The sequence below is a fragment of the Saccharopolyspora taberi genome (assembly GCF_039534165.1).
GTDB lineage: Bacteria > Actinomycetota > Actinomycetes > Mycobacteriales > Pseudonocardiaceae > Saccharopolyspora_D > Saccharopolyspora_D taberi.
Window position 1 is genome coordinate 51762 of record NZ_BAAAUX010000020.1, and the last position, 26358, is coordinate 78119.

General features: G+C 71.9%; 25 protein-coding genes. 8 read left to right on the forward strand and 17 right to left on the reverse strand.

What is annotated here, in order from left to right; genetic code table 11:
* Positions 1-119 precede the first annotated feature (119 nt).
* Positions 120-1250: a GuaB3 family IMP dehydrogenase-related protein gene (locus tag ABD691_RS24775; protein WP_344683599.1), complete on the reverse strand. Its 1131-nt coding sequence runs from the start codon at positions 1248-1250 to the stop codon at positions 120-122.
* Between the two features lie 132 nt (positions 1251-1382).
* Positions 1383-2894, reverse strand: coding sequence for an IMP dehydrogenase (guaB, locus tag ABD691_RS24780; RefSeq protein ID WP_344683600.1), 1512 nt, complete (start codon positions 2892-2894; stop codon positions 1383-1385).
* Between the two features lie 246 nt (positions 2895-3140).
* Here guaB and ABD691_RS24785 point away from each other — a divergent pair, with 246 nt between their 5' ends.
* Positions 3141-3542, forward strand: a complete 402-nt coding sequence (locus ABD691_RS24785; RefSeq protein WP_344683952.1) for a DUF5319 domain-containing protein — start codon at positions 3141-3143, stop codon at positions 3540-3542.
* Positions 3543-3602: 60 nt separating this feature from the next.
* On the opposite strand, the gene ABD691_RS24790 is transcribed toward ABD691_RS24785, so the two are convergent.
* The 4 genes from ABD691_RS24790 to ABD691_RS24805 form a co-directional block, all read right to left on the reverse strand.
* Positions 3603-4793 (reverse strand): anti-sigma-D factor RsdA, encoded by a 1191-nt coding sequence (locus ABD691_RS24790; RefSeq protein WP_344683602.1) that lies wholly within the window; start codon positions 4791-4793, stop codon positions 3603-3605.
* Entirely contained in the window at positions 4794-5366 is a 573-nt protein-coding gene (locus ABD691_RS24795) for a sigma-70 family RNA polymerase sigma factor (RefSeq protein WP_021341376.1), read from the reverse strand.
* Positions 5367-5853: 487 nt separating this feature from the next.
* Entirely contained in the window at positions 5854-6450 is a 597-nt protein-coding gene (locus ABD691_RS24800) for a response regulator transcription factor (protein ID WP_029621413.1), read from the reverse strand.
* Positions 6451-6745: 295 nt separating this feature from the next.
* Entirely contained in the window at positions 6746-7807 is a 1062-nt protein-coding gene (locus ABD691_RS24805) for a MerR family transcriptional regulator (RefSeq protein ID WP_344683608.1), read from the reverse strand.
* Positions 7808-8009: 202 nt separating this feature from the next.
* On the opposite strand from ABD691_RS24805, the gene ABD691_RS24810 reads away from it, so the two are divergent.
* The gene (locus ABD691_RS24810; RefSeq protein ID WP_344683610.1) at positions 8010-8312 is read left to right on the forward strand and encodes a WhiB family transcriptional regulator; all 303 of its coding nucleotides are present in this window, start codon (positions 8010-8012) and stop codon (positions 8310-8312) included.
* A gap of 144 nt (positions 8313-8456) precedes the next feature.
* Here ABD691_RS24810 and groL read toward each other — a convergent pair whose 3' ends face one another.
* Together groL and groES are read right to left on the reverse strand one after the other, a co-directional pair.
* Positions 8457-10073: a chaperonin GroEL gene (groL, locus tag ABD691_RS24815; protein ID WP_344683612.1), complete on the reverse strand. Its 1617-nt coding sequence runs from the start codon at positions 10071-10073 to the stop codon at positions 8457-8459.
* A gap of 113 nt (positions 10074-10186) precedes the next feature.
* On the reverse strand, positions 10187-10477 hold the full coding sequence (gene groES / locus ABD691_RS24820) for a co-chaperone GroES (protein WP_010316109.1): 291 nt from the start codon (positions 10475-10477) through the stop codon (positions 10187-10189).
* Between the two features lie 314 nt (positions 10478-10791).
* Between groES and ABD691_RS24825 the strand changes: the two genes are divergently transcribed.
* Positions 10792-12354: an alkaline phosphatase D family protein gene (locus ABD691_RS24825; RefSeq protein WP_344683617.1), complete on the forward strand. Its 1563-nt coding sequence runs from the start codon at positions 10792-10794 to the stop codon at positions 12352-12354.
* Positions 12355-12861: 507 nt separating this feature from the next.
* Here ABD691_RS24825 and ABD691_RS24830 read toward each other — a convergent pair.
* Positions 12862-13164, reverse strand: a complete 303-nt coding sequence (locus ABD691_RS24830; RefSeq protein ID WP_344683619.1) for a hypothetical protein — start codon at positions 13162-13164, stop codon at positions 12862-12864.
* Positions 13165-13476: 312 nt separating this feature from the next.
* Between ABD691_RS24830 and ABD691_RS24835 the strand changes: the two genes are divergently transcribed.
* Positions 13477-15054 (forward strand): alkaline phosphatase D family protein, encoded by a 1578-nt coding sequence (locus tag ABD691_RS24835; protein ID WP_344683622.1) that lies wholly within the window; start codon positions 13477-13479, stop codon positions 15052-15054.
* 36 nt (positions 15055-15090) lie between these two features.
* On the opposite strand, the gene ABD691_RS24840 is transcribed toward ABD691_RS24835, so the two are convergent.
* Positions 15091-15726: a class I SAM-dependent methyltransferase gene (locus ABD691_RS24840; protein ID WP_344683624.1), complete on the reverse strand. Its 636-nt coding sequence runs from the start codon at positions 15724-15726 to the stop codon at positions 15091-15093.
* 230 nt (positions 15727-15956) lie between these two features.
* Between ABD691_RS24840 and ABD691_RS24845 the strand changes: the two genes are divergently transcribed.
* Positions 15957-16709 carry a tRNA-dependent cyclodipeptide synthase gene (locus ABD691_RS24845; RefSeq protein WP_344683626.1) on the forward strand — a complete coding sequence of 251 codons (753 nt, stop codon included), beginning with the start codon at positions 15957-15959 and terminating at the stop codon, positions 16707-16709.
* Between the two features lie 139 nt (positions 16710-16848).
* On the opposite strand, the gene ABD691_RS24850 is transcribed toward ABD691_RS24845, so the two are convergent.
* Positions 16849-17070 carry a hypothetical protein gene (locus ABD691_RS24850; protein ID WP_344683628.1) on the reverse strand — a complete coding sequence of 74 codons (222 nt, stop codon included), beginning with the start codon at positions 17068-17070 and terminating at the stop codon, positions 16849-16851.
* Between ABD691_RS24850 and ABD691_RS24855 the strand changes: the two genes are divergently transcribed.
* From ABD691_RS24855 to ABD691_RS24865, 3 genes are read left to right on the forward strand one after another with little or no spacing between them, the layout of a single operon-like run.
* A complete protein-coding gene (locus tag ABD691_RS24855) occupies positions 17059-17844 on the forward strand; it encodes a cytochrome P450 (protein ID WP_344683630.1) in 786 nt (261 codons plus the stop codon). The two genes, ABD691_RS24850 and ABD691_RS24855, sit on opposite strands and share 12 nt — an antisense overlap.
* An 8-nt stretch (positions 17845-17852) precedes the next feature.
* Complete coding sequence (locus ABD691_RS24860) at positions 17853-18452, forward strand: LOG family protein (RefSeq protein WP_344683632.1); 600 nt, start codon at positions 17853-17855, stop codon at positions 18450-18452.
* A gap of 35 nt (positions 18453-18487) precedes the next feature.
* Positions 18488-19066 carry a SanA/YdcF family protein gene (locus tag ABD691_RS24865; RefSeq protein ID WP_344683634.1) on the forward strand — a complete coding sequence of 193 codons (579 nt, stop codon included), beginning with the start codon at positions 18488-18490 and terminating at the stop codon, positions 19064-19066.
* Between the two features lie 50 nt (positions 19067-19116).
* Here the strand turns inward: ABD691_RS24865 and ABD691_RS24870 are convergent, their stop codons facing one another.
* The 6 genes from ABD691_RS24870 to ABD691_RS24895 form a co-directional block, all read right to left on the reverse strand.
* Positions 19117-19944: a S1 family peptidase gene (locus ABD691_RS24870; protein WP_344683636.1), complete on the reverse strand. Its 828-nt coding sequence runs from the start codon at positions 19942-19944 to the stop codon at positions 19117-19119.
* 114 nt (positions 19945-20058) lie between these two features.
* The gene (gene tsaD / locus ABD691_RS24875) at positions 20059-21111 is read right to left on the reverse strand and encodes a tRNA (adenosine(37)-N6)-threonylcarbamoyltransferase complex transferase subunit TsaD (protein ID WP_344683638.1); all 1053 of its coding nucleotides are present in this window, start codon (positions 21109-21111) and stop codon (positions 20059-20061) included.
* Positions 21112-21113: 2 nt separating this feature from the next.
* Complete coding sequence (gene rimI / locus ABD691_RS24880; RefSeq protein WP_344683957.1) at positions 21114-21581, reverse strand: ribosomal protein S18-alanine N-acetyltransferase; 468 nt, start codon at positions 21579-21581, stop codon at positions 21114-21116.
* A gap of 17 nt (positions 21582-21598) precedes the next feature.
* Positions 21599-22237, reverse strand: coding sequence for a tRNA (adenosine(37)-N6)-threonylcarbamoyltransferase complex dimerization subunit type 1 TsaB (tsaB, locus tag ABD691_RS24885; protein ID WP_344683641.1), 639 nt, complete (start codon positions 22235-22237; stop codon positions 21599-21601).
* A gap of 49 nt (positions 22238-22286) precedes the next feature.
* Entirely contained in the window at positions 22287-24884 is a 2598-nt protein-coding gene (locus ABD691_RS24890) for a DUF6493 family protein (RefSeq protein WP_344683643.1), read from the reverse strand.
* Entirely contained in the window at positions 24881-26206 is a 1326-nt protein-coding gene (locus ABD691_RS24895) for an SWIM zinc finger family protein (RefSeq protein WP_344683645.1), read from the reverse strand. The genes ABD691_RS24890 and ABD691_RS24895 overlap by 4 nt, the downstream gene beginning before the upstream one ends.
* Positions 26207-26358 lie beyond the last annotated feature (152 nt).

The window sequence follows — 26358 nt, forward strand, 5'->3', positions numbered from 1 at the left end:
AGGACAGCTTTTTCCGTCGTATTGGACATACGTCGGAAAAAGTAACCGCAGCCAGCGGACGCCTGAGGTTCCGCCACCCGCACCGCCACGCAAGACGAGTCCCGGCCACTCTCAAAAAATCAGCGGCGGAGCATCAGGCCGACGCGCTGGAACTCCTTCAACTCCCGGTACCCGGTCTTGGCCATGGCGCGGCGGAGGCCGCCGAAGAGGTTCACCGTGCCGAGCGGGTCGCTGCTCGGTCCGAACAGGACGGTCTCCAGGTCCGGGCCGGAACCGGCCCAGCCGGAGATCTCGCTGCGCGGCAGGCTCGGGTGCGCGGCGGCGGCGGTCCAGTAGTAGCCCTGTCCCGGGGCCTCGGCCGCCTCCGCCAGCGCCTCGCCGAGCATGACCGCGTCCGCGCCGCAGGCGATCGCCTTGGCGATGTCGCCGGAGTAGCCCAGCGCGCCGTCGGCGATCACGTGCACGTACCGGCCGCCGGTCTCGTCGAGGTAGTCGCGGCGGGCCGCGGCGGCGTCGGCGATCGCGGTCGCCATCGGGACGCCGATGCCCAGGACCTGCGTCGTGGTCGCCGACCGCGACTCGCCGAAGCCGACGATCACGCCGGCCGCGCCGGTGCGCATCAGGTGCATCGCGGTGCGGTAGTCGCCGACACCACCTGCGATGACCGGGACGTCCAGCTCGGCGATGAAGCGCTTGAGGTTCAGCGGCTCGCCGTCGCGGGCGACGTGCTCGGCCGAGACGATGGTGCCCTGCACCATCAGCACCTCGACCCCGGCGGCGAGCAGGTCGGGGGTCAGCTCCTCGGCGTGCTGCGGGCTGACCCGCGCCGCGACCGTGACCCCGGAGTCCTTGATCTGCTTGATCGCGTAGGACAGCAGGTCGAGCCGGATCGGCGCGGAGTGCAGCTCCTGCAGCAGCTTCACCGCGGCGGTCGGGTCCTCGGCCTCCTCGGCCGCGCGCACGACCTCGAACAGCCGCTCCTCGACGTTCTCGTGCCGCGCCCACAGCCCCTCGGCGTTGAGCACGCCGAGGCCGCCCAGCTCACCGACCCGGATCGCGGTCGCGGGCGAGACGATCGCGTCGGTCGGGTGGGTCACCAGCGGGATGTCGAACCGGTAGGCGTCGATCTGCCACGCCAACGAGACGTCCTTCGACGAGCGGGTACGCCGCGACGGGACGATCTCCACGTCGTCGAGGTCGTAGCCGCGCATGGCCGTCCGGCCCATGCCGATCTCCACCAGATCCCGCACGTCAGTCCCTTCCTCGCGGCACCGCTGTCCAACACGACATTGTCTCTGCGGCTACCGGGGGACGCGCATCCGGGGCTCCCCGTCGCGCGGAGTACCGGCCCGGACACCCTGCGGCGTCCGGGCCGGTACGCCTCAGCGCGTGGTGTAGTTCGGCGCCTCGACGGTCATGGTGATGTCGTGCGGGTGGCTCTCCTTGAGACCCGCCGCGGTGATCCGGACCAGGTTGGCGTTCTGCAGCTCCGGGATCGTGGTGGACCCGGTGTAGCCCATGCCCGACCGCAGCCCGCCGACGAGCTGGTCGACGACCTGGGACAGCGGGCCGCGGAACGGCACCCGGCCCTCGATGCCCTCCGGCACCAGCTTGTCCTCGGACAGCACGTCGTCCTGGAAGTAGCGGTCCTTGGAGTAGGACTTGCCCTGGCCGCGCGACTGCATCGCACCCAGCGAGCCCATGCCCCGGTAGACCTTGAACTGCTTGCCGTTGACCAGCACCAGGTCGCCGGGCGACTCGGCGGTCCCGGCGAGCAGGCTGCCCAGCATGACGCTGCTGGCCCCGGCCGCGATCGCCTTCGGGATGTCGCCGGAGTACTGGATGCCGCCGTCGCCGATCAGCGGCACGCCAGCCGGACGGCACGCCTGGTCGGCGTCGTAGATCGCGCTGATCTGCGGCACGCCGACACCGGCCACGACGCGGGTGGTGCAGATCGAGCCCGGCCCGACGCCGACCTTGACCGCGTCGGCCCCGGCGTCGACCAGCGCCTGCGCGCCCGCGCGGGTGGCGACGTTGCCGCCGATGACGTCGACGGAGTTGCCCAGCTCCTTCTTCAGCGTCGCGACGGTGTCGACCACGGCACGGGAGTGGCCGTGCGCGGTGTCCACGATGAGCACGTCCACGCCCGCGTCGACCAGGGCCATCGCCCGCTCGTGCGAGTCGGCGCCGACGCCGACGGCCGCGCCGCACAGCAGCCGGCCGTCCGGGTCCTTGGTCGCGTTCGGGTACTGCTCGGTCTTGACGAAGTCCTTGACGGTGATCAGCCCGCGCAGCTTGCCGGCCCCGTCGACGATCGGCAGCTTCTCGACCTTGTGCCTGCGCAGCAGGCCGAGCGCGGCCTCCGCGGTGACGCCGACCTGCGCGGTCACCAGCGGCGCGGCGGTCATGATCTCGCGGACCCGCCGGGTGTGGTCGACCTCGAAGCGCATGTCCCGGTTGGTGATGATCCCGACCAGGGTGCCGTCCGGGTCGGTCACCGGCACCCCGGAGATCCGGAACCGGGCGCACAGCGCGTCGACCTCGGCGAGCGTGTCGTCCGGCGAACAGGTCACCGGATCGGTGACCATGCCCGCCTCGGAGCGCTTGACCACCTCGACCTGGGCGGCCTGCTCCTCCACGGACAGGTTGCGCTGCAGGATTCCGACACCGCCCTGCCGGGCCATGGCGATGGCCATCCTGGCCTCGGTGACCGTGTCCATCGCCGCCGACAGCAGCGGGATCCGCAGGCGGATGTTGCGCGAGAGCTGGGTTCCGGTGTCCACGCCGCTGGGGATGACGTCGGATTCGTCGGGCAGCAGGAGCACGTCGTCGAAGGTCAACCCGAGGCTCGCGAACTTCGTGGGAAAGCCGGGTGCGGTGAGTTCGCTGGTCATGGCGGGGGCGTGCCTTCCTTCAAACTACGGGTCCACAACCGAAGGGTGCGGGCGGTGATGGGTGTGCCGATCCGGGGCTGCGGATTCGGCGGAGGGGATTCCCCAATGATAGAGACCGCTGGTCGCGCCCACGTCCGGCGTCCGGGCAACACCCGCTCGGCCCGCGCCCGGATGTGCCGGACGGCACAGGAGTTCAGCCACCCAGTGGTACGGCCCTGCACCGCGGCGCTGGACAGAGCCGGTAGCGTGCGGGCCGTGCCGCACGATCCGTTGCCCCCAGACCCGTTCGCGGGTGACCCGGACGACCCGAGCATGGCGCTCGGCGATCACGACGCCGGGTTCGCCCCACCGCTCGGTGACGAGGAACAGGCCGAGCTGCTGGCCGACCTGACCGACCTGTCGGTCTACCAGGCGCTGCTGGAACCCCGCGGCGTCCGCGGGATCGTGGTCGACTGCACCGACTGCGGCGAATCTCACTACCACGACTGGGAGCTGCTGCGAGCCAGCCTGGAACAGCTGCTCCACGACGGCCGCATGCGCCCGCACGAACCGGCCTACGACCCGAATCCGGACGACTACGTCACCTGGGAGTACTGCCGGGGCTTCGCCGATGGCGTCACCGAGTCGGAGAACGAGACCAGCCGCTGATCCCCCAGCGAACGGAGAAGACCCCGCCGGGCTCCCGGCGGGGTCTTCTCCGTCTGCGGATCAGTTCGAGGGGAACAGGTTCGAGTTCCAGGAGGGACCGGTACCGCTCGACGGCTGGTCGGAGCTCCCGCTGGTCTCGCTCGGGCTCGACGAGGTCTCGCTGGTCGGCGGCGAGGTGCTCGGCGTGGTCGACGTGGTGTCGGTCGGCGGCACCGGCGGCGGGACCTCGTGGGTCGGCGACGGCGGCGGAGCCACCGACGACGACGCCAGGACGCTGGAGCTCGACGGCTGCTCCGGCTGCTCGGACTGCCCCATCCGCGCGGTCAGCGACGCGTGCGCGGCCTGCAGGTCGGCCAGCCCGTGGTCGGAGTCGATGCCCTGCATCATCTCGTGCGCCCGGTCCAGCGCGGCCTCCGCGCGCCAGCGGTCGCCGTGGTCCAGCGCGCCTTCCGCGCGGTTCAGGTCGTCCTTCGCGCTGGTCGCGGCCTGCGCCATCCGGGCGTGGTCGGTGTAGAGCACCTGCGCGACGCCCCAGAGCGCGTCGCCGGGCATCGCGTCGCGGGCGGCGAGCCCGACCCCGGTGAAGGTGATCATCAGAACCGCCGCGGCCGACGCGACCGGGACCAGGTGCCTGCGCTTGAGCCGCCTGCGCGGCTTGCGCGCCTCGGCGATGGTGGCGACCGCGGTGTCGACGTCGACGAGCTCGCCGATGGGGCTGGAGTCGACGTCCTGGCGCCAGGCGACCAGCAGCGCGTCCAGGCTCGGTTCCTCCCCGCCGTGCCGGACGTCGGGGTTGGTGCCGCCGAGCATGTCCAGCAGCGCGTCGTCGGCCTGCAGCTCGGCGAGATCGACCCGCTCGCCGTCGCCGTCGAAGTCGACCAGCTCGTCCTCGCCGTCCTCCCGCGGGCGGAAGGCGATCACCTCAGCCGTGGGCTCCTCCGGCGACTTCCCGCCAGATTCGGCGGAATCGTGCGCAGGTGCCGCAGCGGTGGCATCCTCGGCGGAGTCGGTAGTACCGACGGGCTCCGCGGCAGAGTCGTGCGCGGCGGAGTCGTGCACCTTGATCTGGGTGGTCCCGGACTCAGCGGAGTCGGAATCCCCGTGGATGTCGTTCAGATCGGTCCCCTCGCCTGCGTCGGCCGGACCGGGAACCTCGTTCCCGTCCTCGACGTGCGAACGGTCGTCCTGCCGGCCGGACTCGACACGGTCGCGTCCCGCCTGTTCACCCCCGGGCCCTTTCCGCTCAGCCATTCAGACCACCTCCTCCGCGGACAGCGTCTTTCTCAGCCGGGCCAATGCGCGGTGCTGTGCCACTCGCACCGCCCCCGGCGTCGAACCGACCGCTTCGGCGGTTTCCTCCGCGGACAACCCGACGACCACCCGGAGCAGCAGGATCTCCCGCTGCTTGGCCGGGAGGACGCGCAGAAGTTGCGCCATCCTGCCCGAAAGCTCACCCTGCATCGCCCGCTGCTCCGGCCCGGCTTCGGACTCCGGGGTGTCCGGAACGTCCGCGACCGGTTCGGAGCGGTTGCGGGCGGATGCACGATGCGCATCAGCCACCTTGTGTGCGGCGATGCCGTACACGAACGCCAGGAACGGACGTCCTTGATCCCGGTAACTGGGCAACGCCGTCAGCACGGCGAGGCACACTTCCTGGGCGACGTCGTCCGCCGAAGCGAACGAACGCTCGTTACGTCCGACTCTGGCGCGGCAGTACCGCACCACCAAAGGACGGATTTCGGCCAGCAAGCGCTCGATCGACTGACGATCGCCGTCGACGGCGGCGCTTACAAGAGCGTCCAGCCCGTCCCCCACGTTGGTCATCGCAGACAGCAGCCCTGGTGTTACGCGTTCAAGCGACTCGGATTGTCCCGGCGAACCGCGCGTGCACCGCACGCCGCGCCGGGGTCACCGTACCGGGCAGCGGGCGATCCTTGAACAGGGAGTCGGAGCGGGAGGCCGTGGTCGTCACCACTCCACAATTACCAGACGACGATCCGTCCGGCGTTTGCCGAGGCCAGTGATCTCAACGGCATCCGACCTTGATCAAGAATGTTGATCTTCGAACACGTCCTGGCGGCTCCGCGGCGACAGTTCGCCGCGGGTGCCGCAGGGACGTACGCGGTGCCCGCTTTCGGACCACTTGTCCGGCCCGGCGGTGTCCACCACCACACCGGACGCCGTCCTTCCACACGTGCGAGCCGACCGGTCAGGTGATCCGGAGCACTCCCGGACCACCGCGCCGGCGACCCGGAAGCGGGCCCGTCGTGAGTGGAGTCACAGCTCAGGAGGAGAGATCCCGCGGCGGTGGTCAGGCGACCAGGCCGCGGCGGAACCCGTGCGCGACCGCCTGAGCGCGGTCCCGCACCCCCAGCTTGCGGAAGAGCCGCCGGGCGTGGGTCTTGACGGTGTCTTCGGAGAGGTAGAGCTCGCGGCCGATCTGGCCGTTGCTCTTGCCCTGGCTCATGCCCCGGAGCACCTGGAGCTCGCGCTCCGTCAGCTGGACGCCGGGGTCCGACGGCTGCCGGGGCGCGGGCACCGAGGTGCTCGCCAGCGTGTGCGCGAGGGCGGCGACCAGTTCCGGACGCGAGGCGTCCCAGCGCAGGTAACCGCGCGCACCGCCCGCGATCGCCGCCGCGATGCTGCCGGCGTCGTCCGGCGCACCGAACACGATCACGTTCGCTTGCGGATGGGCGGAGACGAGCCGCCTGGTGGCCTCCACGCCGTTCGGCACGGCGCGTTGTGTACCGACCAGCACGACGTCCACGGCTTGCCGCGAAAAGCGGGCAAGCAGCTCGTCACCGTGCGCGACGCAATCTATCCGGCTCACTCCGGGGACAGCAGACATCACACGAGTGAGCCCTTCCCGGACGCTACGCCGGTCATCGCAGATCAGGACCGTCGTCACGGGAACTCCTTCCTGCAGGCGAGTGACGTTCCATAACCCCTATCGGACGCGGCAGGCCAAACCTTGACACGATCTGGTGCTTAATCCGTCCAGAAATTCGTCGGGCCGGAACCTGAGCATGGTTCACCGGAACGGAGCACTCCCGGACACGAGCGGAGCAGCACGGCGTGATCAAGGCCCATAGCTGCGATGTTCACCCGAACGCACCCCGCTGCCAGCCGCCGTCGCCCGACTTCGTGAAATGTCTTCACCCACCGGCACATCATAGTGTGATTTGCGACACAGTGAGCTTAACTCAGCCGAGCACGGTCTCCGAGACCCGAGCGGCAGCGGCTTCCAGCGACCCCAGGATTTCGACGTGCGCGGGCAGCGCCTCCCCTGACCAGCCCGCGCCCGCGGCGAACGCGCGGAACCGCTGGCGGGACGGCGGGAGGTCCCCGATGACCCGGGCCGAGGCGTAGTTCGGCTGGCCCGCCCACAGCACCACCGCCGCCGGGGCCGACCGGCGGACCGCCGCCTTGAGCCCCTCGCTCGGCAGCGCCGCGCCGAACAGGCGGTGGCCGACGCGGTTGGCCGCCAGCGCCGCGGCGAGCGCGACCAGTTCGAGCTCCTGCGCCTCGCCGGGAACAGGCGCGAGCACGACCGGCCGCGGGTTCAGCGGCGCGGGCGCGGTCGCGATCACCGACCGGAACGCGGTGGTCGCGCAGTCGACGAGCAGCTGCAGCGCCTCGACCCCGGAGCCGGAGCGCTGCCTGCGCTCGGTGATCGCCCAGAGCGCGGGGCGGAAGGTGTCCTCCCAGGTGGCGACCACGCCGTCCGACTCGATCGACTCGATCAGCAGCTGGTGCATCGACCAGGAGTCCAGCGCGAGCGCGGCGCGGCGGAGGCCGCGGGCGGAGGCGCCGTCGGTCGACCTGAGCTCGACGTCGGCCCGCGCGGTCTCGGCTCCGGCGTCGTCGAGCACGCCGGACAGCAGCATCGGCCCTTCGGAGTCGTCCGCCGATTCCGCGGGAGCGGCTGGATCCCGTTGCGGCAGCGCCACCGATGACGACCGCGCGTAGCGCGCGGCCTCGGCCGGAGACGCACCGCGCAGCAGCGCGCGCTGCATCTGCTCCAGGCGCGCGATGTCGTCGGGGCCGTAGCGGCGGTGCCTGCCGGTGGTGTGATCGCTGGGGCCCAGCCCGTAGCGGCGGTCCCAGGTCCGCAGGGTCGCCGGCGCGACCCCAAGGCGGGAGGCGACCGCTGCGACGGTCAGCCGCGGCTGATCGTCATCGGCCCCGGCTGGGGTCAGGATCGCCCCGGAATCGCCGATGGGGGTGGGGTCGTGCTGCCCATGGTCGGGTTCCGGCGTCGTCACGCGGGACATGTTCCGGTTCTACACCCGCCGGGGCAAGCCGGTGCCTCGACGATCATCGCGCCCGCCAGATCACTCCAACGATGAACAGCTTTTGACTCGATAAGGGTTGAACAAGTTTTGGCGCGGTTCTACGGTGGATCACGCGAGGCTGCGGCGACCGCCGCAGCGGGGAGGGGATCCACCACTGGAGGTGGTTGTCGCAATGGCGGACACTCGACGTCTTCCTGGCCCGAACGCCGATATCTGGGATTGGCAGATACGGGGCTCCTGCCGAGGCATGGACAGCGCGTACTTCTTCCACCCCGACGGCGAACGGGGGCCGGCGCGGGCCCGGCGCGAAGCGAAGGCCAAAGAGGTTTGCCAGCGTTGCCCCGTGCTGGAGCAGTGCCGCAGGCACGCACTGACGGTGCAGGAGCCTTACGGCATCTGGGGCGGGCTGTCCGAATCCGAACGCGAAGTGATCATCAAGTCCCGCAAGCGCCGGATCGCCGCACTCGCCAGCTGATCTCGGCGGCGATCACGGCATCGCTACCGGCACCGGCTGCCGAATGACTACGAGGGGCGTCATTCGTCGGCGTGCGAGGCGGCGAGAAAAAGACCAGGGGCGGCACCGCGCAGGTGCCGCCCCTGGTCGCCGTTCGCGACCGGCTCAGTGCGAGTGGCCGTGGCCGTGACCGGCCGCGGGCTCCTCTTCCTCCGGCTTGTCCACCACGGCGCTCTCGGTGGTCAGCACCATGCGCGCGATGGAGGCCGCGTTGGCGACCGCGGAGCGGGTCACCTTCAGCGGGTCGACGATGCCCGGCTGCACCAGGTCGCCGAAGGACAGGGTCGCGGCGTTGTAGCCGTGGCCCCAGTCGAGGTCGCGGACCTTGGACACCACGACCGCGCCCTCCTGGCCCGCGTTGCTGGCGATCCAGAACAGCGGGGCCTCCAGCGCCCGGCGGACGAGCTGGACACCGGTGGCCTCGTCGTCGGTGAGGCCGAGGTTGCCTTCCAGCACCTTCGAAGCGTGGATCAGGCTGGAGCCGCCACCGGGGACGCTGCCCTCCTCGGCCGCGGCCTTGGACGCGGCGACCGCGTCCTCGATCCGCGACTTGCGCTCCTTGAGCTCGGTCTCGGTGGCCGCGCCGACCTTGATCACCGCGACGCCGCCTGCCAGCTTGGCCAGCCGCTCCTGCAGCTTCTCGCGGTCCCAGTCGGAGTCGGTGGCCTCGATCTCCTTGCGGATCTGCTCCGCGCGGGCCTGCACGTCGTCCTTCTTGCCGCGGCCGTCGACGATGGTCGTGTTGTCCTTGGTGACGGTGATGCGGCGGGCCTCGCCCAGCACCTCCGGGCCGACCTCGGACAGCTTGAGCCCGACCTCGGCGGCGATGACCTGCGCGCCGGTGACGGCGGCGAGGTCGTCCAGGAACGCCTTGCGGCGGTCGCCGAAGTAGGGGGCCTTGACCGCGACGACCTTGAAGGTCTTGCGGATGGCGTTGACGACCAGGGTGGACAGCGCCTCGCCCTCGACGTCCTCGGCCAGGATCAGCAGCGGCTTGCCGTTCTGCGCGATCTTCTCCAGCAGCGGCAGCAGGTCCTGGATGCTGGAGATCTTGTCGCGGTGCAGCAGGATCTGCGCGTCCTCCAGGACGGCTTCCTGGCGCTCGGCGTCGGTGACGAAGTACGGGGAGACGAAGCCCTTGTCGAACTGGACGCCCTCGGTGACCTCCAGCTCGGTGGCCAGCGTCGAGGACTCCTCGATGCTGATCACGCCGTCCTCGCCGACCCGCTCCATGGCCTCGCCGATCAGCGCGCCGATGGCCTCGTCGCGGGAGGACACGGTGGCGATCTGGGCGATGTTGTCGCGGCCCTTGACCGGGGTGGCCTTGGCCTTGAGCGCCTCGACGACCGCGTCGGTGGCGGCCTGGATGCCCTTGCCCAGCGCCGCCGGGTTGGCGCCGGCGGCCAGGTTGCGCAGGCCCTCGCGGACCAGCGCCTGGGCCAGCACGGTCGCGGTGGTGGTGCCGTCACCGGCGACGTCGTTGGTCTTGGTGGCGACGTTCTTGGCGAGCTGGGCGCCCAGGTTCTCGTAGGGGTCCTCGAGCTCGATCTCGCGCGCGATGGTCACGCCGTCGTTGGTGACCTGCGGTCCGCCGAACTGCTTGTCCAGCACGACGTGCCGACCGCGCGGCCCCAGGGTGACCTTCACCGCGTCGGCGAGCTGGTTGACGCCGCGCTCCAGCGCGCGGCGCGCCTCCTCGTCGAAGGCGATCTGCTTAGCCATTTGTTCAACAGCCCTTCGGGTTCACGGTTGTGGCAGGGAGCGACCGGCTCCCGGCATGCCGCCGCCCCGGGGTCCCGGAGGACCGCCGGGGCGGCTTTCGGACTGCACGGTCGTCAGTTGACGACGGCCAGCACGTCGCGGGCGGAGAGGATCAGGTACTCCTCGCCGTTGTACTTGACCTCGGTGCCGCCGTACTTGGAGTAGATGACGACGTCGCCTTCCTTGACATCCACCGGGATGCGGTTGCCCTTGTCGTCGACGCGGCCCGGGCCGACGGCCAGGACCTTGCCCTCCTGGGGCTTTTCCTTGGCGGTGTCCGGGATCACGATGCCGGACGCAGTCGTCGTCTCGGCCTCGCTCGCCTGGACAACGATCTTGTCCTCAAGCGGCTTGATGCTCGCCACGGTGTGACCTCCACCTTCTGGGGCCTTCGAAGCGTTGGCTGGTTTCACGACGGCTCCGTGACTCCCCGCCGTCGCGGGTGCCGGGGCGCTCCGGCGCCGTTCGTCTAGCACTCTACCCACGCGAGTGCCAGCGCTCAACAACGCCCCCGCGAGTGTCCGCCCTTCGAGGTCACGGCCCGGGTCGCAGTCCGGGTTGGGCCGTTCGCGGGCAGACGCGGCGCCATCCGGTGTTCATCATGCGATCACCACATACACGAATCTCTTTCATCTTTGCCGGGGACGCTGCCCCGAGCCCGAGGAAGGGAAGCTCCGCGATGTCCGACCCAGCCCTGTCCCGTCGTTCCGTCCTGGTGGGGGCGGGTGCCACCGCCGCGCTCGGGGTGCTGACCGCACCCGCCGCCCGCGCCACCCCGGCCGCCGACCCGTTCACCCTCGGGATCGCCTCCGGCGACCCGAGCCCGGACGGGTTCGTGCTGTGGACCCGGCTGGCCACCCAGCCGCTGGCGGGCGACGGTCTCGGCGGGATGCCGGACCGCCCGGTCGACGTCGAGTGGGAGGTCGCCGAGGACGAGCGCTTCGCGCGGATCGTCCGCCGCGGCACCGAGCGCGCGGTGCCCGAGCTCGCGCACTCCGTGCACGTCGAGCTCGCCGGGCTGAGCCCGGGTCGCGAGTACTTCTACCGCTTCCGCTGCGGCACCCACCTCAGCCGATCCGGCCGCACCCGCACCGCTCCCGCGGCAGGCACCCTGACTTCCGCGCTGACGCTGTGCTTCGCGTCCTGCGCCGCGTGGGAGCACGGCTTCTACACCGCCTACCGGCGGATCGCCGAGGACGACCCGGACCTGGTGCTGCACCTGGGCGACTACCAGTACGAGTTCGGCCACCTCGGCTACCCGGTGCTGTCCGGGATCGCGCGTCCGGTGGAGGGCGGCGAGACGTTCACGCTCGCCGACTACCGGCGGCGGCACGCGCAGACCAAGACCGACCCCGACCTGCAGCTGGCGCACTCGACGGCCCCGTGGGTCGTGGTGTGGGACGACCACGAGCTGGACAACAACTGGGCCGACGAGCACCACGAGTTCTGGGGCGACACCGAGAAGTTCCTGGAGCGGCGCAGGGCCGCTTTCCAGGCGTACTACGAGAACATGCCGCTGCGGCGGTCGTCGGTGCCGCAGGGCATCGACATGCAGCTGTACCGGCGGATCCAGTGGGGCGCGCTGGCCAACCTGCACATGCTCGACACCCGGCAGTACCGCAGTGACCAGGCGTGCGGCGGGATCCTCGGGCCGTGCGGCCAGGAGTCTGACCCGACCCGGACGCTCACCGGCGACGAGCAGGAATCCTGGCTGCTGGCGGGTTTCCGCGACTCGCGCGCCCGGTGGGATCTGCTGGGGCAGCAGGTGATGATGGCCCAGCACGACAAGGCGGCCGGGCCGCTGAAGATCACCGACATGGACACCTGGGACGGCTACACCGCCTCCCGGGACCGGATCACCCGCGGCTGGATCAACGCCGGGGTGCGCAATCCGGTCGTGCTCACCGGCGACATCCACGAGCACTACGCCAACGACCTCAAGCTCGACTACGACGACCCGGACGCTCCGGTGGTCGGCGCCGAGCTGGTGACGACGTCGGTCACCTCCAACGGCGACGCGGCGGGCAAGGACTTCTCGGGCGATCCGGAGAACCCGCACATCCGGTTCCACGACGACATGCGCGGGTACGTGCGGACGAAGATCACCAGCACCGAGCTGCGGGCGGACTTCCGGGTGCTGCCCTACGTCTCGAAGCCCTACGCGCCCGCCGCGACCAAGGCGTCGTTCGTGATCGCCGACCGGGTGCCCGGACTCCAGGAGGCGTCGACCTTCGCCCGCTAGGTCCGGTGCCGGAGGGGCGCTTCCGTTGCTGCCGCTGGGTTTCCGCGGTTTCGAGGTGCCCGGCGGCGCAGGGGGAGCTGGCGCGGTTCGGCGGGGTGACCGGACACGGTTCGGCGCGGCGGCCGGGATCGCGGCGGGCGGGCCCTTCCCGGTCCGCGCGGCCGCCGGGATCGCGTCACCACCGCGCGCCCGCCCGGCGGCGGAAGCGCGCCGATTCCCGCGCCACCGGCGGGAATTCTCCGTCACGAAGCCGCTACCAGCAGTGATGGCGCGAGAACCGGGCAAACCAGGCGGCGAACACGATCTTCGCAGGTAGATCACCATGCGGGATATGTCACGCATACCCCCCAACGGTTCCCGCCGGGGACCTCCGGTGCCCTAAGTTCCTCACCATGCCCCCGACGCGACCGACGAACCGGCAGTGGGAACGTCGCCCCCGTCCGTCCCGGCCGCCCGGCCCCTCGGGGCCGCCGGGACGATCGAGCTGGCGGCCGAAGTGACACCGGCTCACGCCGCGCCGAGCGCCTGCGCCTCCCACTCGTAGAGCAGATCCCGGCCTGCCGCGGTCAGCACGACCCGCTGGCCGCCCGCGGCGAACAGGTCGGCCGTGACGAGGTCGATCAGATCCGCGCGCCACAGCTCGGAAAGCGCGCGCTCGTCGGGCGGAGCTCCCGCCCCGGCATCCCGGCGGTAGCCGGCGGGAGCGCCGAGGCCGTTGCCGAAGCGGACCCCGCCGCGGTGGACGTCGAGCAGCGCCCGGAACCTGGCCGGGCTGAACGCGAACCGGACTGGGGCGCGGGTCGGGGACATCGCCGATCTCTCCCTTCGGCGGCAGCGGCCCTGCCGCCGCGAGTGTGTTGCGGACCACTCCAGAGTCCTCGCCGACCGCTCCGGGCACACCCGGGTAAACCACGGGCGGATACCTGCTTCCGCGAAGCCCCCGGTGCGGCGGACTGGTTCCTCCGGCGGATCGGCCGCTGGGCCGAATCCCCGAGCACCCGAGCAGCAGAAGGCCGATTTCGCCGGAAATTAACCGGACCATGGCTGGTCGCCGGTACCTTTTCCCACCCGTCCGGGTGATCGTGTGTGCCGTCCCGAACCGACGTCAGGAGGACCAGCCAGATGTCCCACCCCACCCCGCCCCAACGTCCCGCGGTGACCCGCCGCGCCGTCCTGCTCGGTGGTGCCGCGGCGCTGGGCGCGACCGCTCTCGGCGGTTCCGCGCTGGCCAGCGCCCTGTCCTCGCCGGGCGCGGGCCTCGGCCGCCGGATCGCCGACCCGTTCACGTTGGGCATCGCCTCCGGCGACCCGCTGCCCGACGGCGTCGTGCTGTGGACCCGCCTCGCGCCGGAGCCGACGGCCGAGGACGGCAAGGGCGGCATGCCGGACAAGGTCGTCGGCGTGCAGTGGGAGGTCGCAGAGGACGAGGGCTTCACCAAGATCGTGCAGTCCGGTGACGCCGAGGCCGCGCCCGAGCTCGGGCACAGCGTGCACGTGGAGCTGGAGGGCCTGCAGCCGGGCGCGGAGTACTTCTACCGGTTCCGCGCCGAAGGAGCCATCTCCCCGGTCGGGCGCACCCGGACCGCCCCGGCGCCGGGCACGATGGGCGAGCTGACCATGTGCTTCGCCTCCTGCGCGCACTTCGGCGAGGGCCACTTCACCGCGTACAAGCGGATGGCCGAGGACGAGCCCGGCCTGATCCTGCACCTCGGCGACTACCAGTACGAGTACGCCGCCAAGGAGGAGGACGTCCGCAAGGTGCTCGGCCCGGAGACCCGCACCCTGGCCAACTACCGGCAGCGGCACGGCCAGTACAAGACCGACCCGGACCTCCAGCTCGCGCACTCGGTCGCGCCCTGGCTGGTCGTGTGGGACGACCACGAGATCGAGAACAACTGGGCCGACGAGACCCCGGAGAAGCCCGACGACGGTTTCCTCGACCGCCGCAAGGCCGCGATGCAGGCGTACTACGAGAACATGCCGCTGCGCAGCGGTTCCAAGCCCAACGGCATCGACACCCAGCTGTACCGCCGCTACCAGTGGGGCGGGCTGGCCAACTTCCACATGCTCGACACCCGCCAGTACCGCAGCGACCAGGCGTGCGGCGACGGCGTGCAGTCCGGCTGCGACGACCGCGAGGACCCGAACCGCTCGCTGACCGGTGCCGAGCAGGAGAAGTGGATCATCGACGGGTTCGGCAGCACCTCCGCGCGCTGGGACGTGCTTGGGCAGCAGGTGTTCTTCTCCAAGATCGACCTGACCCCGGGCGCCGAGGAGGGCTACAACATGGACGCCTGGGACGGCTACGTCGCCAACCGCGACCGGATCGCCGGCGCGATGGCCGACAGCAAGGTCCGCAACGGCGTGGTGCTCACCGGTGACGTGCACCGGCACTGGGCCGCCGAGATCAAGCGGACCCACGACGACGCCGACTCCCCTGCGGTCGGGACCGAGTTCGTCACCACCTCGATCACCAGCGGCGGGGACGGCAGCGACGACGGCAACCAGGACGTGCTCGACGAGAACCCGCACGTGAAGTTCTACGCGAACCGGCGCGGCTACATCCGCACCAAGTTCACCGAGACCGAGCTGCGCGCCGACTACCGCGTGCTGTCCAAGGTCTCCGAGCCGGGAGCGGCGGCCGAGACGGCCAAGAGCTTCGTCGTCGAGGACGGCAACCCGAAGCTGAACCCGGTGTGACCGCGTGGAGGGGGCGCTGCGCGGCGCCCCCTCCGCTCAGCGGTGCGCGTGCAGGAAGAGGTGCGGCAGCGGTTCGACCCGCTCGTGCACGATCGCGTCGACCACGAAGCCCGCGGCGCGCGCGTCGCGGTCAAGCGTCCCGAACGTGCAGACCGTCGGGGTGTACTTCCGGCCGAAGCGCTCGACCAGGTTGTTGTCGTGGTGCTCGTTCATGCCGAGCACGAGCCGCGCGCCCGGCAGGAGCTGCCGGTGGATCTTGCGCAGCGCGTCCCGGAAGTAGTCGGCTGGCAGCGCCAGCAGGCTGAAGAACGCGACCGCGGCGTCGAACCCGCCGAGATCGACCTCGTCGAGGTCGAGGACGTCCAGCTGCCGGAACTCCGCGGCCGGGACCTGCCGCCGGGCGATGTCGAGCATCCCGCTGGAGATGTCTATGCCCACCACCTCCATCCCCGCGGCGACCAGCTGCTCGGCGGTGGGCCTGCCGGTGCCCGCACCGATGTCGAGCACCCGCGAGCCCGCCGGGAGCTGCTCGATCAGCCGCTCCCCCGCGCGGACCTGGTCGGGCGTTTCGCCGACCATGGCCTCGTAACCCGGGGCGAGGCTGTCGGCGTACTCGGCCAGCGCCCGCGAGTCCGGCGGGTGCTCGGTGTACTGAACGTCGGTCTCGGTCATTGAATCCTCCTCTTGTTTCCGGCGATCGCGTCGATCTGCCCGGCGCGATGTTAGAAATCCGATCGTCCGACTGCCGACCAGTGCTACAAAATTCACTCTGTCCGGGGTCCGCCGAATTGCCGGTGACCCCCGCCCGGGTATTCCGATTCCCTCACCTCGCGAGCCCTCCGCGACTCTGCCATCCTGGCGAGGTCGGTCATTTTCCGGATATGCGCTAAGAGAGGGAGACCGTGGTCGATTCCGCTGTCTCGGCCATTAGGAGTGAATTCGAGGCCCTTCCGCTGACCGCCCGGTGCAGGCGGATCTGGGAGCGCGGAGAGCACGCGCTCATCGGGGTCAGCCCGGGCAACGGCTATTTCAGCACCGATCGCCTGACCTCGCTGGCCGCCTGGGCCGCCCGCTCCTTCACCGCGGTGGACGTGGTGTACGCCGATCTGCATCTGGCCACCGTTCTCGGCACGATCGGCTACGACCGCGAACACGCCACCAGAAAAGCGCGGAAAGAACTCGAAGGAGTTCGCAGGCGAATACGCCGGGCAGTGGAGGCGCTGGGTTCGACGAGCACCCGATTCCGGGTGAGCGCGCTTTCCGAATTCTGCACTTCCCCCGTTTACCGGGAGCTGCGCGAAACGGTCAGGGAATCCCTGAGAACGGATGACGAGATCCGGGAAGCCTGCGAACTGATGGTGGACTACTTCCTCGACGGAAAGATTTCCGGCAGGCCCACTCCGGAACAACTCCGGGCGGGCACGGACTACCTGCTCGCCGAGCTGCCGTTCTTCGTGGACGCCCCGCGCATCCTCGGCGTCGGCTCGTCGGTCTCCTGCTACCACTCGGCGGTGCCGCTGGCCCGGGTGCTGTTCTCCCGGCGCGAGGGTCTGCGGGCCGTCGATCACCAGGGCTACCTCGTGGTCCGCCCGCTCGGTCCGATCCCCGGTCCGCGAATCGAGAACACCACGGCAGAAAGGAATCTCAGGTCATGACGGCGTCCCGCACCGTACTGGACTTCCCGTTCTCCCGGCGTGGCGATGTGGTGCCTCCCGAGTGCGAGCACCTGCGCGAGCACGAGCCCGTCGCGCGGGTGCGGACGATGACGGGTGATCCCGCCTGGCTCGTTTCCAGCTACGAGCTGTGCAAGCAGGTGATGGGAGACGAACGGTTCAGCCAGGGCCAGACCTCGGCGCCCGGGGTGCCCCGCCAGTACGCGCTGACGATCCCGCCGGAGGTCGTCAGCAACATGGGCAACGTCGACAACGCCGGGCTGCGGACCGCGGTAATGAAAGCCATCCGGCCGACGAGCTGCTCGACGACATCCTCCGGGAAGGGCCGCCGGTGGATCTGCACCACCGGTACGCCGAGCCGTACTCGATGCTGCTGCTCTGCGACCTGCTCGGCCTGCCCGGCGAGGACTGGCGGCAGTGGGCTTCGAGCGTGGACATGGGATTCGTGACCAGCCCGGTGCCGTACGAAGGTGCCCTGGCCGCCTGGAACAAGGACCACGAGTACGTCCTCGGCCTGCTGCGGTCGGGCCGGACCACCGGACTTCTCGGCCGGTTCTCCGAGCTCCGCACCACCCACGGGCTGACCGAGGAGCAGCTGGCGACGATGGTGGCGGGGCTGTTCGCGGGTGGCGCGGTCAGCACCACGGCGTTCCTGCTGCACGCGATCCTCCTGCTGCTGCAACGCCCGGAGCTGGTCGGGGAACTGCGCGAGCGCCCGTCCCGGATGGGGCAGGCGGTGGAGGAACTGCTGCGCTGGACGCTGTCCATCGGCGACGGCCTGCCCCGGATCGCCACCGAGGACGTGCGGCTCGGCGACGTCCTGATCAGCCAGGGCGACCTCGTGCTGCTGCTTGTGGAGGGCGCCAACCACGACCCGTCGGTGTTCCCGGACCCGGAGCGGATCGACCTGGGCCGCGAGCCGAACCCGCACCTCGCCTTCGGCCACGGACGGCACTTCTGCCCCGCGTCGGGGCTCGCCCGCGCGCACGCCGAGGTCGCGCTGTCCGCGCTGCTGGAGCGGCTGCCGGGAGTCCGGCTGGCCGTTCCCTCGGAAACGCTGGTCTGGCGGAGCTGGTTCATCAAGCGGGTGCCGGAGCGGCTCCCGGTGATCTGGTGAGGAGAGAAATGGCGAAGCTGTCGGTCGGGGTCTTCTGCGGCGCGTCGAAGGGGAACTCCCCGGACTACCTCGACATCGGCCACGAGCTCGGGCGGATGCTCGGCGTCCGCGGTCACCGCCTGGTCTACGGCGCGGGCGGGATCGGCGTGATGGGTGCGGTCGCCCGCGGTGTCGCCGCCGAAGGCGGTCGGATCCTCGGCGTGATCCCGGAGTTCCTGCGGTCGAGGGAGATGAGCGACGAGCTGCCGAGCCAGGAGCTGGTGCTCACCCGGGACCTGCTCGACCGCAAGCGGCGGATGATCGACGGCGCGGACGCGTTCATCGCCCTGCCCGGCGGGTACGGCACGGTCGACGAGGTGGTCGAGGTGCTGTCGATGGCCGCGCTGGGGCTGGACGTCGGTCCGCTGGTGCTGATCGACGTGGCCGGCGACTGGGATCCGTTCCTCGCGCTGGTGGAGGGCATGGCCGAGCGCGGTTTCGTCCGCCGCACCGACCTGTGCCACGTGGTCGACCGGGCCTCCGAGGCGGTCGACCTGGTGGAGGCGCTGGTGGAGCCGATGGTCCCGCGGGCCCGGCGGGGCTCCGAGGAGCCGATGCGGGTGCGCTGAGGTCCCGGTCCGGCCCGCACGGCACACTTGATCGCGTGCAGGGGCTGTGGTTGATCGTCGGGCTGGGTGTGCTGGTCGTGGCGCTGCCCGAGCTGTGGGCGAGATGGCGCAGCGCGGGCCGGATCAGGACGGTCCGGGACGTGCCGGTGAACGAGGTGGCGCTGGTGCTCGGCGCCGGGGTCCGCTCCGACGGCAAGCCCAGCCGGATCCTGCAGGGCCGCCTCGACATCGCGCTCGAACTGCTGCGCGCGGAGCGGGCCCGCCGGGTCATCGTCAGCGGCAGCCCGCACTCGCGCGGGTACAGCGAGCCGGTGGTCATGCGCGACTACCTCGTGGCGCACGGCGTCGCGCCGGAGGACGTGCTGCTCGACGAGTCCGGTGTGGACACCTGGAGTTCGGCGCGGGCCGCCGCCGGGTGCTTCGGCCTGCGCTCGGTCACGGTCGTGACCACCGCGTTCCACCTCCGGCGGTCCATCGCGCTGTTCCGCCGCTACGGCATCGACGCCTGCGGCGTCGGGCACGACGCGGCGGCCGACGGCCTCCGACGGGTTTCCGCACGCGGAGCGCGGCGCGAGGTGCCGGCGACCGTCAAGGCGTTCTGGCTTTCGCGCTGAGCCGGTGGGGTTCCGGAGCAGCGGGCGAGGTCCGGGCCCTGTGGCCGGGATCAGGTGTTGACCTCCGCCAGGATTTCGCCCGCGTAGGTGGCCACCCGGTTGTAGCCGCTGTAGGCGTCCTCGCAGACCGTGCCGCCCCGCGACAGGATCGGGCCGAACACCCCGGCAAGCCTGCCGTCGATGACGAGCGGGCCCCCGCTGTCACCACCGCACGCGGCCACCCCGCCCTGTTCGTACCCGCCGCAGACGTAGTGCCTGGGATCCAGTTTCGTCGGCAACGCGGGGTGGTTCCTCGACGCCTCGTCGCACGCCCGGAACTCCAGCATCGGGATCTGCGCCTGCTGGAGCACCGGCGACGGGCCGAGCAGCCCTTCCTCCTGGTATATCCCCCACCCCAGGATCCGGCCGGGAGTTCCCGGGCGGTAGACGTCGGCGTCGGCCTCGGTGGCGATCGGCAGCGTCGGGTAGGGCATCGGCGCGTCGAGCGTCAGCACGGCGATGTCCCCGCCGCGCAGCGTCGGGAGTTCGCCCGGCGGCGGTGGTGGCGGCGGCTCCGACGGGGCGTTCCAGATCCTGGTGACGCGGCGCTCGGTCCCGTCCTGCGTGCGGATGTCCGGGCGACCGCCGATGGCGGTGATCTGGTCCGGTCGCTTGTCGTCCACGCAGTGCGCGGCGGTGACGACCTTGGTCGGGGCGACCAGCGTTGCGCCGCAGAACTGCCCCGACGGCCGGTCCGGGTGGAGTTCCCCGCTGCCGAGCGCGACCATCCACGGGTGGTCGGCGGTGTCGGCCGGGTCGCCGCCGACGACGGCGTGGGCCGGGGCGGCCAGCAGTCCGGTCAGGGCGACGGCCGCGACGGCGGATCCGATTCGGCGCATGTGCTCGATTCCCTTCGGTGGCAACGACTTCGCCGCCGAAGCTATTGCCGGTCGAGCGCGCGCGGATCAGGGTTCGCCGACGAGATCGCCTCCGGGATCACCCGGAACCGACGCTCAGTGGACGACGATGGTGTCCACCGGCAGGCCCGGGTTCGCGGCCAGGTCCAGCGGCGAGGGCGCCGCCCCGGACGCCAGCACGTGCGCGCCGAGGGCGGCGATCATCGCGCCGTTGTCGGTGCACAGGCGCGGGCGCGGCACCCGCAGCGCGATGCCCGCCTCCGCGCAGCGCTCGGCGGCCAGGGCCGAGAGCCGGGAGTTCGCCGCGACCCCGCCGGAGATCACCAGGGTGTCGACGTCGTACTCGCGCGCGGCGCGCACGGCCTTGGCCGTGAGCACGTCGGCGACCGCCTCCTGGAACGACGCGCACACGTCGGCCACCGGGATCTCCCGGCCCGCGCGCTGCTCCTGCTCGACCCACCGGGCGACCGCGGTCTTCAGCCCGGAGAACGAGAAGTCGAACTTCGCGTCGCGGGGCCCGGTGAGCCCGCGCGGGAAGCTGATCGCGTGCGGATCGCCCTGCTTGGCCTGCTTGTCGATCGGCGGACCGCCCGGGTAGGGCAGGTCGAGCACCCGGGCGACCTTGTCGTACGCCTCGCCCGCGGCGTCGTCGATCGTCGAGCCGATCTGGGTGATCTTGTCAGCGATGCCCTCGACCAGCAGCAGCTGGGTGTGCCCGCCGGAGACCAGCATCGCCAGGCAGCGCTGCGGCAGCGGCCCGTGCTCCAGGGTGTCCACCGCGACGTGCCCGCCGAGGTGGTTCACGCCGTAGAGCGGCACGCCGAGCGCGGACGCGTACGCCTTGGCCGCGGCGACCCCGACCATCAGCGCCCCGGCCAGGCCGGGCCCGGCGGTGACCGCGACCGCGTCCACGTCCGACAGCGCCAGCCCGGCGTCGGCGAAGGCGCGCCGCACGGTCGGGGCCATCGCCTCCAGGTGCGCGCGGCTGGCGATCTCGGGCACCACGCCGCCGAAGCGGGCGTGCTGGTCGACGCTGGAGGCGACCGCGTCGGCCAGCAGCTCGACGGTGCCGTCCCCGCGCAGCCGGACCAGCCCCGCGCCGGTCTCGTCGCAGGAGCTCTCGATGCCGAGCACGATCCGGTCGGTCATCCTCATTCCTCCACAGTGGACCGGGGTGGCCTGCGCATGGTGTGCGCGTCCGCCCCGGACGGCTGGTAGTAGCGCTTGCGCAGCCCGACGATCTCGAAGCCGTGCTCCCGGTACAGCGCGATGGCGGCGTCGTTGTCGGTGCGCACCTCCAGGAACGTGGTCGCCCGGAACTGGTCGGCGCGGCCGAGCAGCGCCAGCAGCAGCGCGCGGCCGATGCCCCGGCGCTGGTGCGCCGGGTCGACGCCGATGGTGTGCACCTCCGCCTCGGCCTCCGGCGGGCGGCCGACGACCGCGAGCCCGGCGTAGCCGAGCAGGTTCTCGTCCGCGTCGTAGGCGCCGACGTAGTAGTGGCCGCGGTCGAGCTCGGCGGCGAAGGCGGCCTTCGACCACGGGTCGTCGCCGGAGAACAGGATCTGCTCCAGTTCCGCGCAGCGGCGCAGATCGCCGCGCCGCAGCTTCGCGACCCGCACCGCCTGCACCGTCCCGCTCATCGCGCCACCTGCTTCCGCGGCCCGGGTGCCTGGGCGTCCGGGCGCCGCAGGTACAGCGGCACCAGCGGCTGCGGCGGCGCGCCGAGGTCGGCGGCGGTGACGAGGCCGACCGGGCTCGGGTGGGCGATGCCGACGACCTCCAGGCCGAACAGCCCGGCCATCTCCCCGGCCGCCGCGGCGATGCCGTCGGTCGGGACCTCGGCCGGGCGCTGCACCCGCGGCCCGGTCGTGCGGGAGCCGTCAGCGGCGTAGGCGGCCCAGTAGACCTCCTTGCGCCGGGCGTCGGTGGCGACCAGCAGCGGAGCGCCGGTCGCGGCCTGCGCGGCGATGGCGTCGAGGCCGCAGACCGGGTGCACCGGGACGTCGAGCGCGTGGCCGAGCGAGGCGGCGGTGACCATGCCGACGCGCAGGCCGGTGAACGGGCCCGGACCGGCGCCGACCACGACGGCGTCGACCTCGGACAGCTCGCGGCCCGCCTCGGCCATGACGTCGGTCAGGTGCGGCATCAGCAGTTCGCCGTGCGCACGGGGGTTGACCGTGACGCGCTCGGCGAGCGGGCGGGCGTGGCCGTCGGCCACCGCGACCAGGCCGGCGGTGACGGCGGGCGTCGAAGTGTCCAGCGCGATGACGAGCACGATTACCCAGCGTACGTCAGCGCTGGTCAGCGCTAGTAACGGGCGTCGGCTACCCCGCGAGGCGGGCGTGCAGCCGCCGGGCCTCCTTGACGAACCGGCTCGACCCCTTCCGCCCGGCGACCTCGGCGAGACCCGGGACCGGTTCGCCGACCTCGCAGGTGTCGACGCCGAGGGCGATCAGGTCGGCCAGCCCGGAGCGCGGGCGTTCGCCGTCGTGCGGCAGCAAGGCCGACAGCGCGGCGGACACCGCCGACCACACCGGAACACCGGAGCGGGCGGCGTCGCCCAGCGCGGCGACCACGCGGGACAGCACCAGCTCGTCCCGGGACACCAGGTGGCCGACCGCCTCTCCCAGCCCGGGCCCGTCGAACTCACCGCGCCCGGCGAGCGTGATCAGCGCGTCGACCGCGTGGGCGCGGTCGTCCGCTTCGGCCATGCCGAGACCGAGGGCGAGGGCCGTGTTCATCCCGTCGCCGATCGGGCCGTACCCCTCGGCCAGCAGCGGCAGCAGCGGTCCCATCCGCTTGCCGTCCCCTTCGAGCGCGGGCACCAGCTCCGCAGCGATCACGTCGCGGTGGGCGGGCAGGACGCTCGGCCAGCAACCGCGCCAGTACTCGTGGTCGATCGCGATGTTGCCGAGCCGCACCGGCGAGTCCGGGTACTCCACCTCGACGCGGGTCCTGTCCTGGTAGGTCGGGTTCGGCCGGTAGCTGTAGACGCGCACCTGGCTCACGACGCGCTTCGTCCGCAGCTCGCCCAGCCCGCCCTGGTCGATCCACTCCGCGGCCCGCGCGCCCGCGTCGCCCAGGCCGCGCATGCGGTCGACGGTCGCCGGATCGGCGGTCCGGGGCAGCCGCAGCAACGCCTGGGTGAAGTCGAACGGCCACGGCGAGAAGCCCTGCCGCGCGGCCTCCTCCAGCCGGTCGGCCAGCACCTCGGGGGCGATCAGGCCGCCGGTCTCGGTGGGGGTGGCCAGCAGGAACGGGCGCGGCGCGTGGACGACGCCGAGGGAGATCTCGTGCAGCCGTTCCATCCACAGCGTCAGCCGGTTGACGTGCTCGGTCAGCAGCGACCGCCATTCCCGGTCGCCGGGCAGTTCCGGGACGGGGTCGGCGAGGCCGCCCCGGCACTCGTCCAGCACCCCGCCGACGATCGCGACGATCTCCCCGAGCTCCGAGGGCGAGTGCCAGCGCCGTTCGGCGTCCCAGGTCGGCAGTCCCGGTTCGATCCGGCTGTTCGCGAACGCCGCGCGCAGCGCGTCCCGGTCGGACCAGGCGAACTCGACGAGACCGGCCAGGACCCGTTCGACCTCGACGACGTCGACCTGCTCCCAGAAGTTGCGCAGCAACCCGGCCTGGACCGAGGCCACCTCGTCGGCGCTTGCCAGCGGCGGCGGCATCGCCGCGCGGGGAGCGGCGGACAGCTCGAACAGCGGTTCCGGCTCGGCGTCGACGGCACCGAGGACACCCGCCAGCCGCTCGCGCAGGTCCGGCGCGAGCGCCGTCGCGGCGCTGGAGAGCTCGTCCCGCGCGGAGGCGGTGACACCGTGCTTGAGCACGAGTTTCACCGCTCGCTCCTGCACGTCGTGGGCGTCGTGGCCGAACGCGGGGGCGACCGCCGCAACCGCGTCCGGCGCGCGCTCGACCACCTTGTCCAGCCAGGACAGCTGCGCGCGGATCAGCTTCTTCTCGCGGCGGACGAACACCGCCCGGCTGACGTCGACCACGATGTCCGGGTCGAGTCGCCCTTCGTCGTCGAGCGCGCGCAGCTGTTCCAGCGCGACGGTCGCGATCGGGGACGGCGAATCCGGGACCAGCGCGGCGTAATCGGCCGCGCGCGGGGCGACCTCGTCGAGGTTCGGCGCGAGGCGGGCGTGCAGCCGCGCCAGGCCCGCGAGCGCGCTCTGGGTACCGCCGCGCTGGAGCCGCGCGAGGCAGCCGTCGAGCAGCAGCGCGCGGTCGACCACGCCCTCGTCCGCCAGCTCGCCCAGCGCGTCCGGCCAGGACTCGCCGAACTGGCGTGCCGCGTTGTCCACTTCGAACAGCCGCGGGATCAGCGGGAGCATCCGCGGGTCCTCGCGGACCGCCCGCGCGATGCCCTTGGTCCCCCGGCGCAACCACCAGACCGCCGCGTGGAACACGTAGCCGTCGGAGGTCGGCAGCTCGTCCCCGGCCAGTTCGGTGACCAGCCACGCCATGTCGTGGCCGTTCTGCGAGTAAACCGGGTTCCGCGGCCGCATCCGCTCGGCGAGCCGGAAGGCCAGATCGGGCAGCCACGGCACGTCCCGCGCCCGCAGCACCTCCAGGACGTGGTCGGCGATCGAGGGCGCCCGGTGGAACTCCCGCCACTCCTCGGGCGTGCGCTCGTGCGGCGACCGGTAGGCCTCGGGTCTGCGCGGCACGCTGGCGACCGAGTCCCGCGAGAGCCACGGTCCCAACGTCGCCGCGGACAGCACCGCCGCACCCGCGATCGAGAGCGCGGGGCCCTTCAGCCACCGCCTGCCCTCGCGGCGCAGTTCGCGCTCGTAGTCCGTCAACGGCTTCGCGAGCGCGCGCCGCTGGTCGGGATCCAGGTCCAGCACCGCTGCTTTGACCGCTTCGGGGTCGTTTCCTTCGATCAGTTCCCGCAGCTTCTGCCAGTCGGTCATTGCTCTCCCCTGTTCCGGACGATGTCGACCGCGAGCACGTGCTTGCACTTGCCCCGGCTACCGCCGTGGTCCCGCCACCACTCGCAGGTGCACCCGCCCGGGTGCACGCGGTGCGTGCGGTCGCCGACGACGACCGTCGCGGTGTCGCCGTCCAACCGGACCGCGCCCTGCGCTACCAACGACTTCGCGTTGCGCAGGCGGGGATTCATCAGGTCGACGGCCGCGGCGTCGTAGGGCAGCTCGCGGTGGAAGTAGGTGGCTTCGGCGAGGTCGTAGCCGACCCGGCCCGCCGTGCCGAGCTGGGTCAGCGCGGCGCGGACGCGGTGGTGGCCGAGCCCGGCGCGCTCCGCGAGCAGGTCGACCTCGATCCTCGGCTCGAACTCCAGCAGTGCCCCGACCAGGTCCGCGTCGGACTCGACCTCGTCGCCGGCGAGCGCGTCGAGCACCGCGCCCTCGCCCGAGAACCCGCGCCGGGTCTCCGGCGAGAGCGCCAGGACCAGGCGCATGCCGGGCAGTTCGACCTCCCACGCGCTCGCGCACGGCTTGGCGCCGCGCCCGACCACCGGCCCGTACACCCGCACCGCGCGGGCGAACCGCAGCAGCGGCGCCAGCGCCTCCAGCCGGTTCGGCCCGGCCAGGCAGACCGCGCCGGGGACCGGACTTCCGGTCAGCCGCAACGACTTCCCGGCGGGCACCGCCCAGTGCACCCGGCTCGCCGACAGCGACCGCAGCAGCCGCGCGGCCTCCGGGGCGGCCAGCTCGGCGCGCGGTTCGAACCCGGCGGTGATCACCTGCACCTCGGCGAAACCGCGCAGCCACCGCTGCGGCAGTTCCACCTTCTTCTCGACCACGGACCCGTCCAGGGTGGTCGCGGTCAGGTCGTCGGGTCCGACCGCCAGGTGCAGCGGATCGCGTCCGCCGACCCGCGCCAGCATCCGGCGCAGCGGCTCGTTGATGTCCACATTGGTCGTCCCCCGGTCGTGGACCTCGCCGTCGAGCCCGCCGGAGAGCACGTCCAGCCGCGCGTACACCCCGCCGCAGCGGGAGAAGGACTCGAAGCGGAGCCGGTCGCCGTTGCAGGTGACCACCGGATCGCGGTACGCGGCCACGCCGGTCAGCTCCGGATAGCGGGACCTGGCCACTCTCGCGACCGCTTGCAGACCGCAGGCCGCGGGCGCGGCGTCGGTCAGGAATCCGGTGAAGAACCGGGGATTGTCCGCGGGGCCGGCCAGCGCGGTACCCCCGGCCGTCTCCAGGCCGAGCCCGCGCGCGTCGAGGACCGACGACCGCCGGTAGGCCAGCACGTGCGCTTCGCCACTCATGTCGGCCGACCGTAGGGGCGGCCCCCGACAGAGCCGGCGGGGCGTTGCGGTGAGCCGGTGGGATCGTCGTCGCGCAGGTCGGTGACCTCGGGCGGACCTGGCGGGACCGCCGTCACGCGGCCGGTCGACCACCGACGACCCGACCGGGGATT

Excerpts from the sequence above, each read along its gene's own strand:
- ABD691_RS24835 (WP_344683622.1), top strand. The coding sequence starts at position 13,477 with ATGTCCCACCCCACCCCGCCCCAACGTCCCGCGGTGACCCGCCGCGCC.
- ABD691_RS24830 (WP_344683619.1), bottom strand. The coding sequence starts at position 13,164 with ATGTCCCCGACCCGCGCCCCAGTCCGGTTCGCGTTCAGCCCGGCCAGG.
- ABD691_RS24825 (WP_344683617.1), top strand. The coding sequence starts at position 10,792 with ATGTCCGACCCAGCCCTGTCCCGTCGTTCCGTCCTGGTGGGGGCGGGT.
- tsaD (WP_344683638.1), bottom strand. The coding sequence starts at position 21,111 with ATGACCGACCGGATCGTGCTCGGCATCGAGAGCTCCTGCGACGAGACC.
- ABD691_RS24840 (WP_344683624.1), bottom strand. The coding sequence starts at position 15,726 with ATGACCGAGACCGACGTTCAGTACACCGAGCACCCGCCGGACTCGCGG.
- ABD691_RS24870 (WP_344683636.1), bottom strand. The coding sequence starts at position 19,944 with ATGCGCCGAATCGGATCCGCCGTCGCGGCCGTCGCCCTGACCGGACTG.
- ABD691_RS24895 (WP_344683645.1), bottom strand. The coding sequence starts at position 26,206 with ATGAGTGGCGAAGCGCACGTGCTGGCCTACCGGCGGTCGTCGGTCCTC.
- groL (WP_344683612.1), bottom strand. The coding sequence starts at position 10,073 with ATGGCTAAGCAGATCGCCTTCGACGAGGAGGCGCGCCGCGCGCTGGAG.
- ABD691_RS24860 (WP_344683632.1), top strand. The coding sequence starts at position 17,853 with ATGGCGAAGCTGTCGGTCGGGGTCTTCTGCGGCGCGTCGAAGGGGAAC.
- ABD691_RS24790 (WP_344683602.1), bottom strand. The coding sequence starts at position 4,793 with ATGGCTGAGCGGAAAGGGCCCGGGGGTGAACAGGCGGGACGCGACCGT.
- guaB (WP_344683600.1), bottom strand. The coding sequence starts at position 2,894 with ATGACCAGCGAACTCACCGCACCCGGCTTTCCCACGAAGTTCGCGAGC.
- ABD691_RS24810 (WP_344683610.1), top strand. The coding sequence starts at position 8,010 with ATGGCGGACACTCGACGTCTTCCTGGCCCGAACGCCGATATCTGGGAT.
- ABD691_RS24795 (WP_021341376.1), bottom strand. The coding sequence starts at position 5,366 with ATGACCAACGTGGGGGACGGGCTGGACGCTCTTGTAAGCGCCGCCGTC.
- ABD691_RS24890 (WP_344683643.1), bottom strand. The coding sequence starts at position 24,884 with ATGACCGACTGGCAGAAGCTGCGGGAACTGATCGAAGGAAACGACCCC.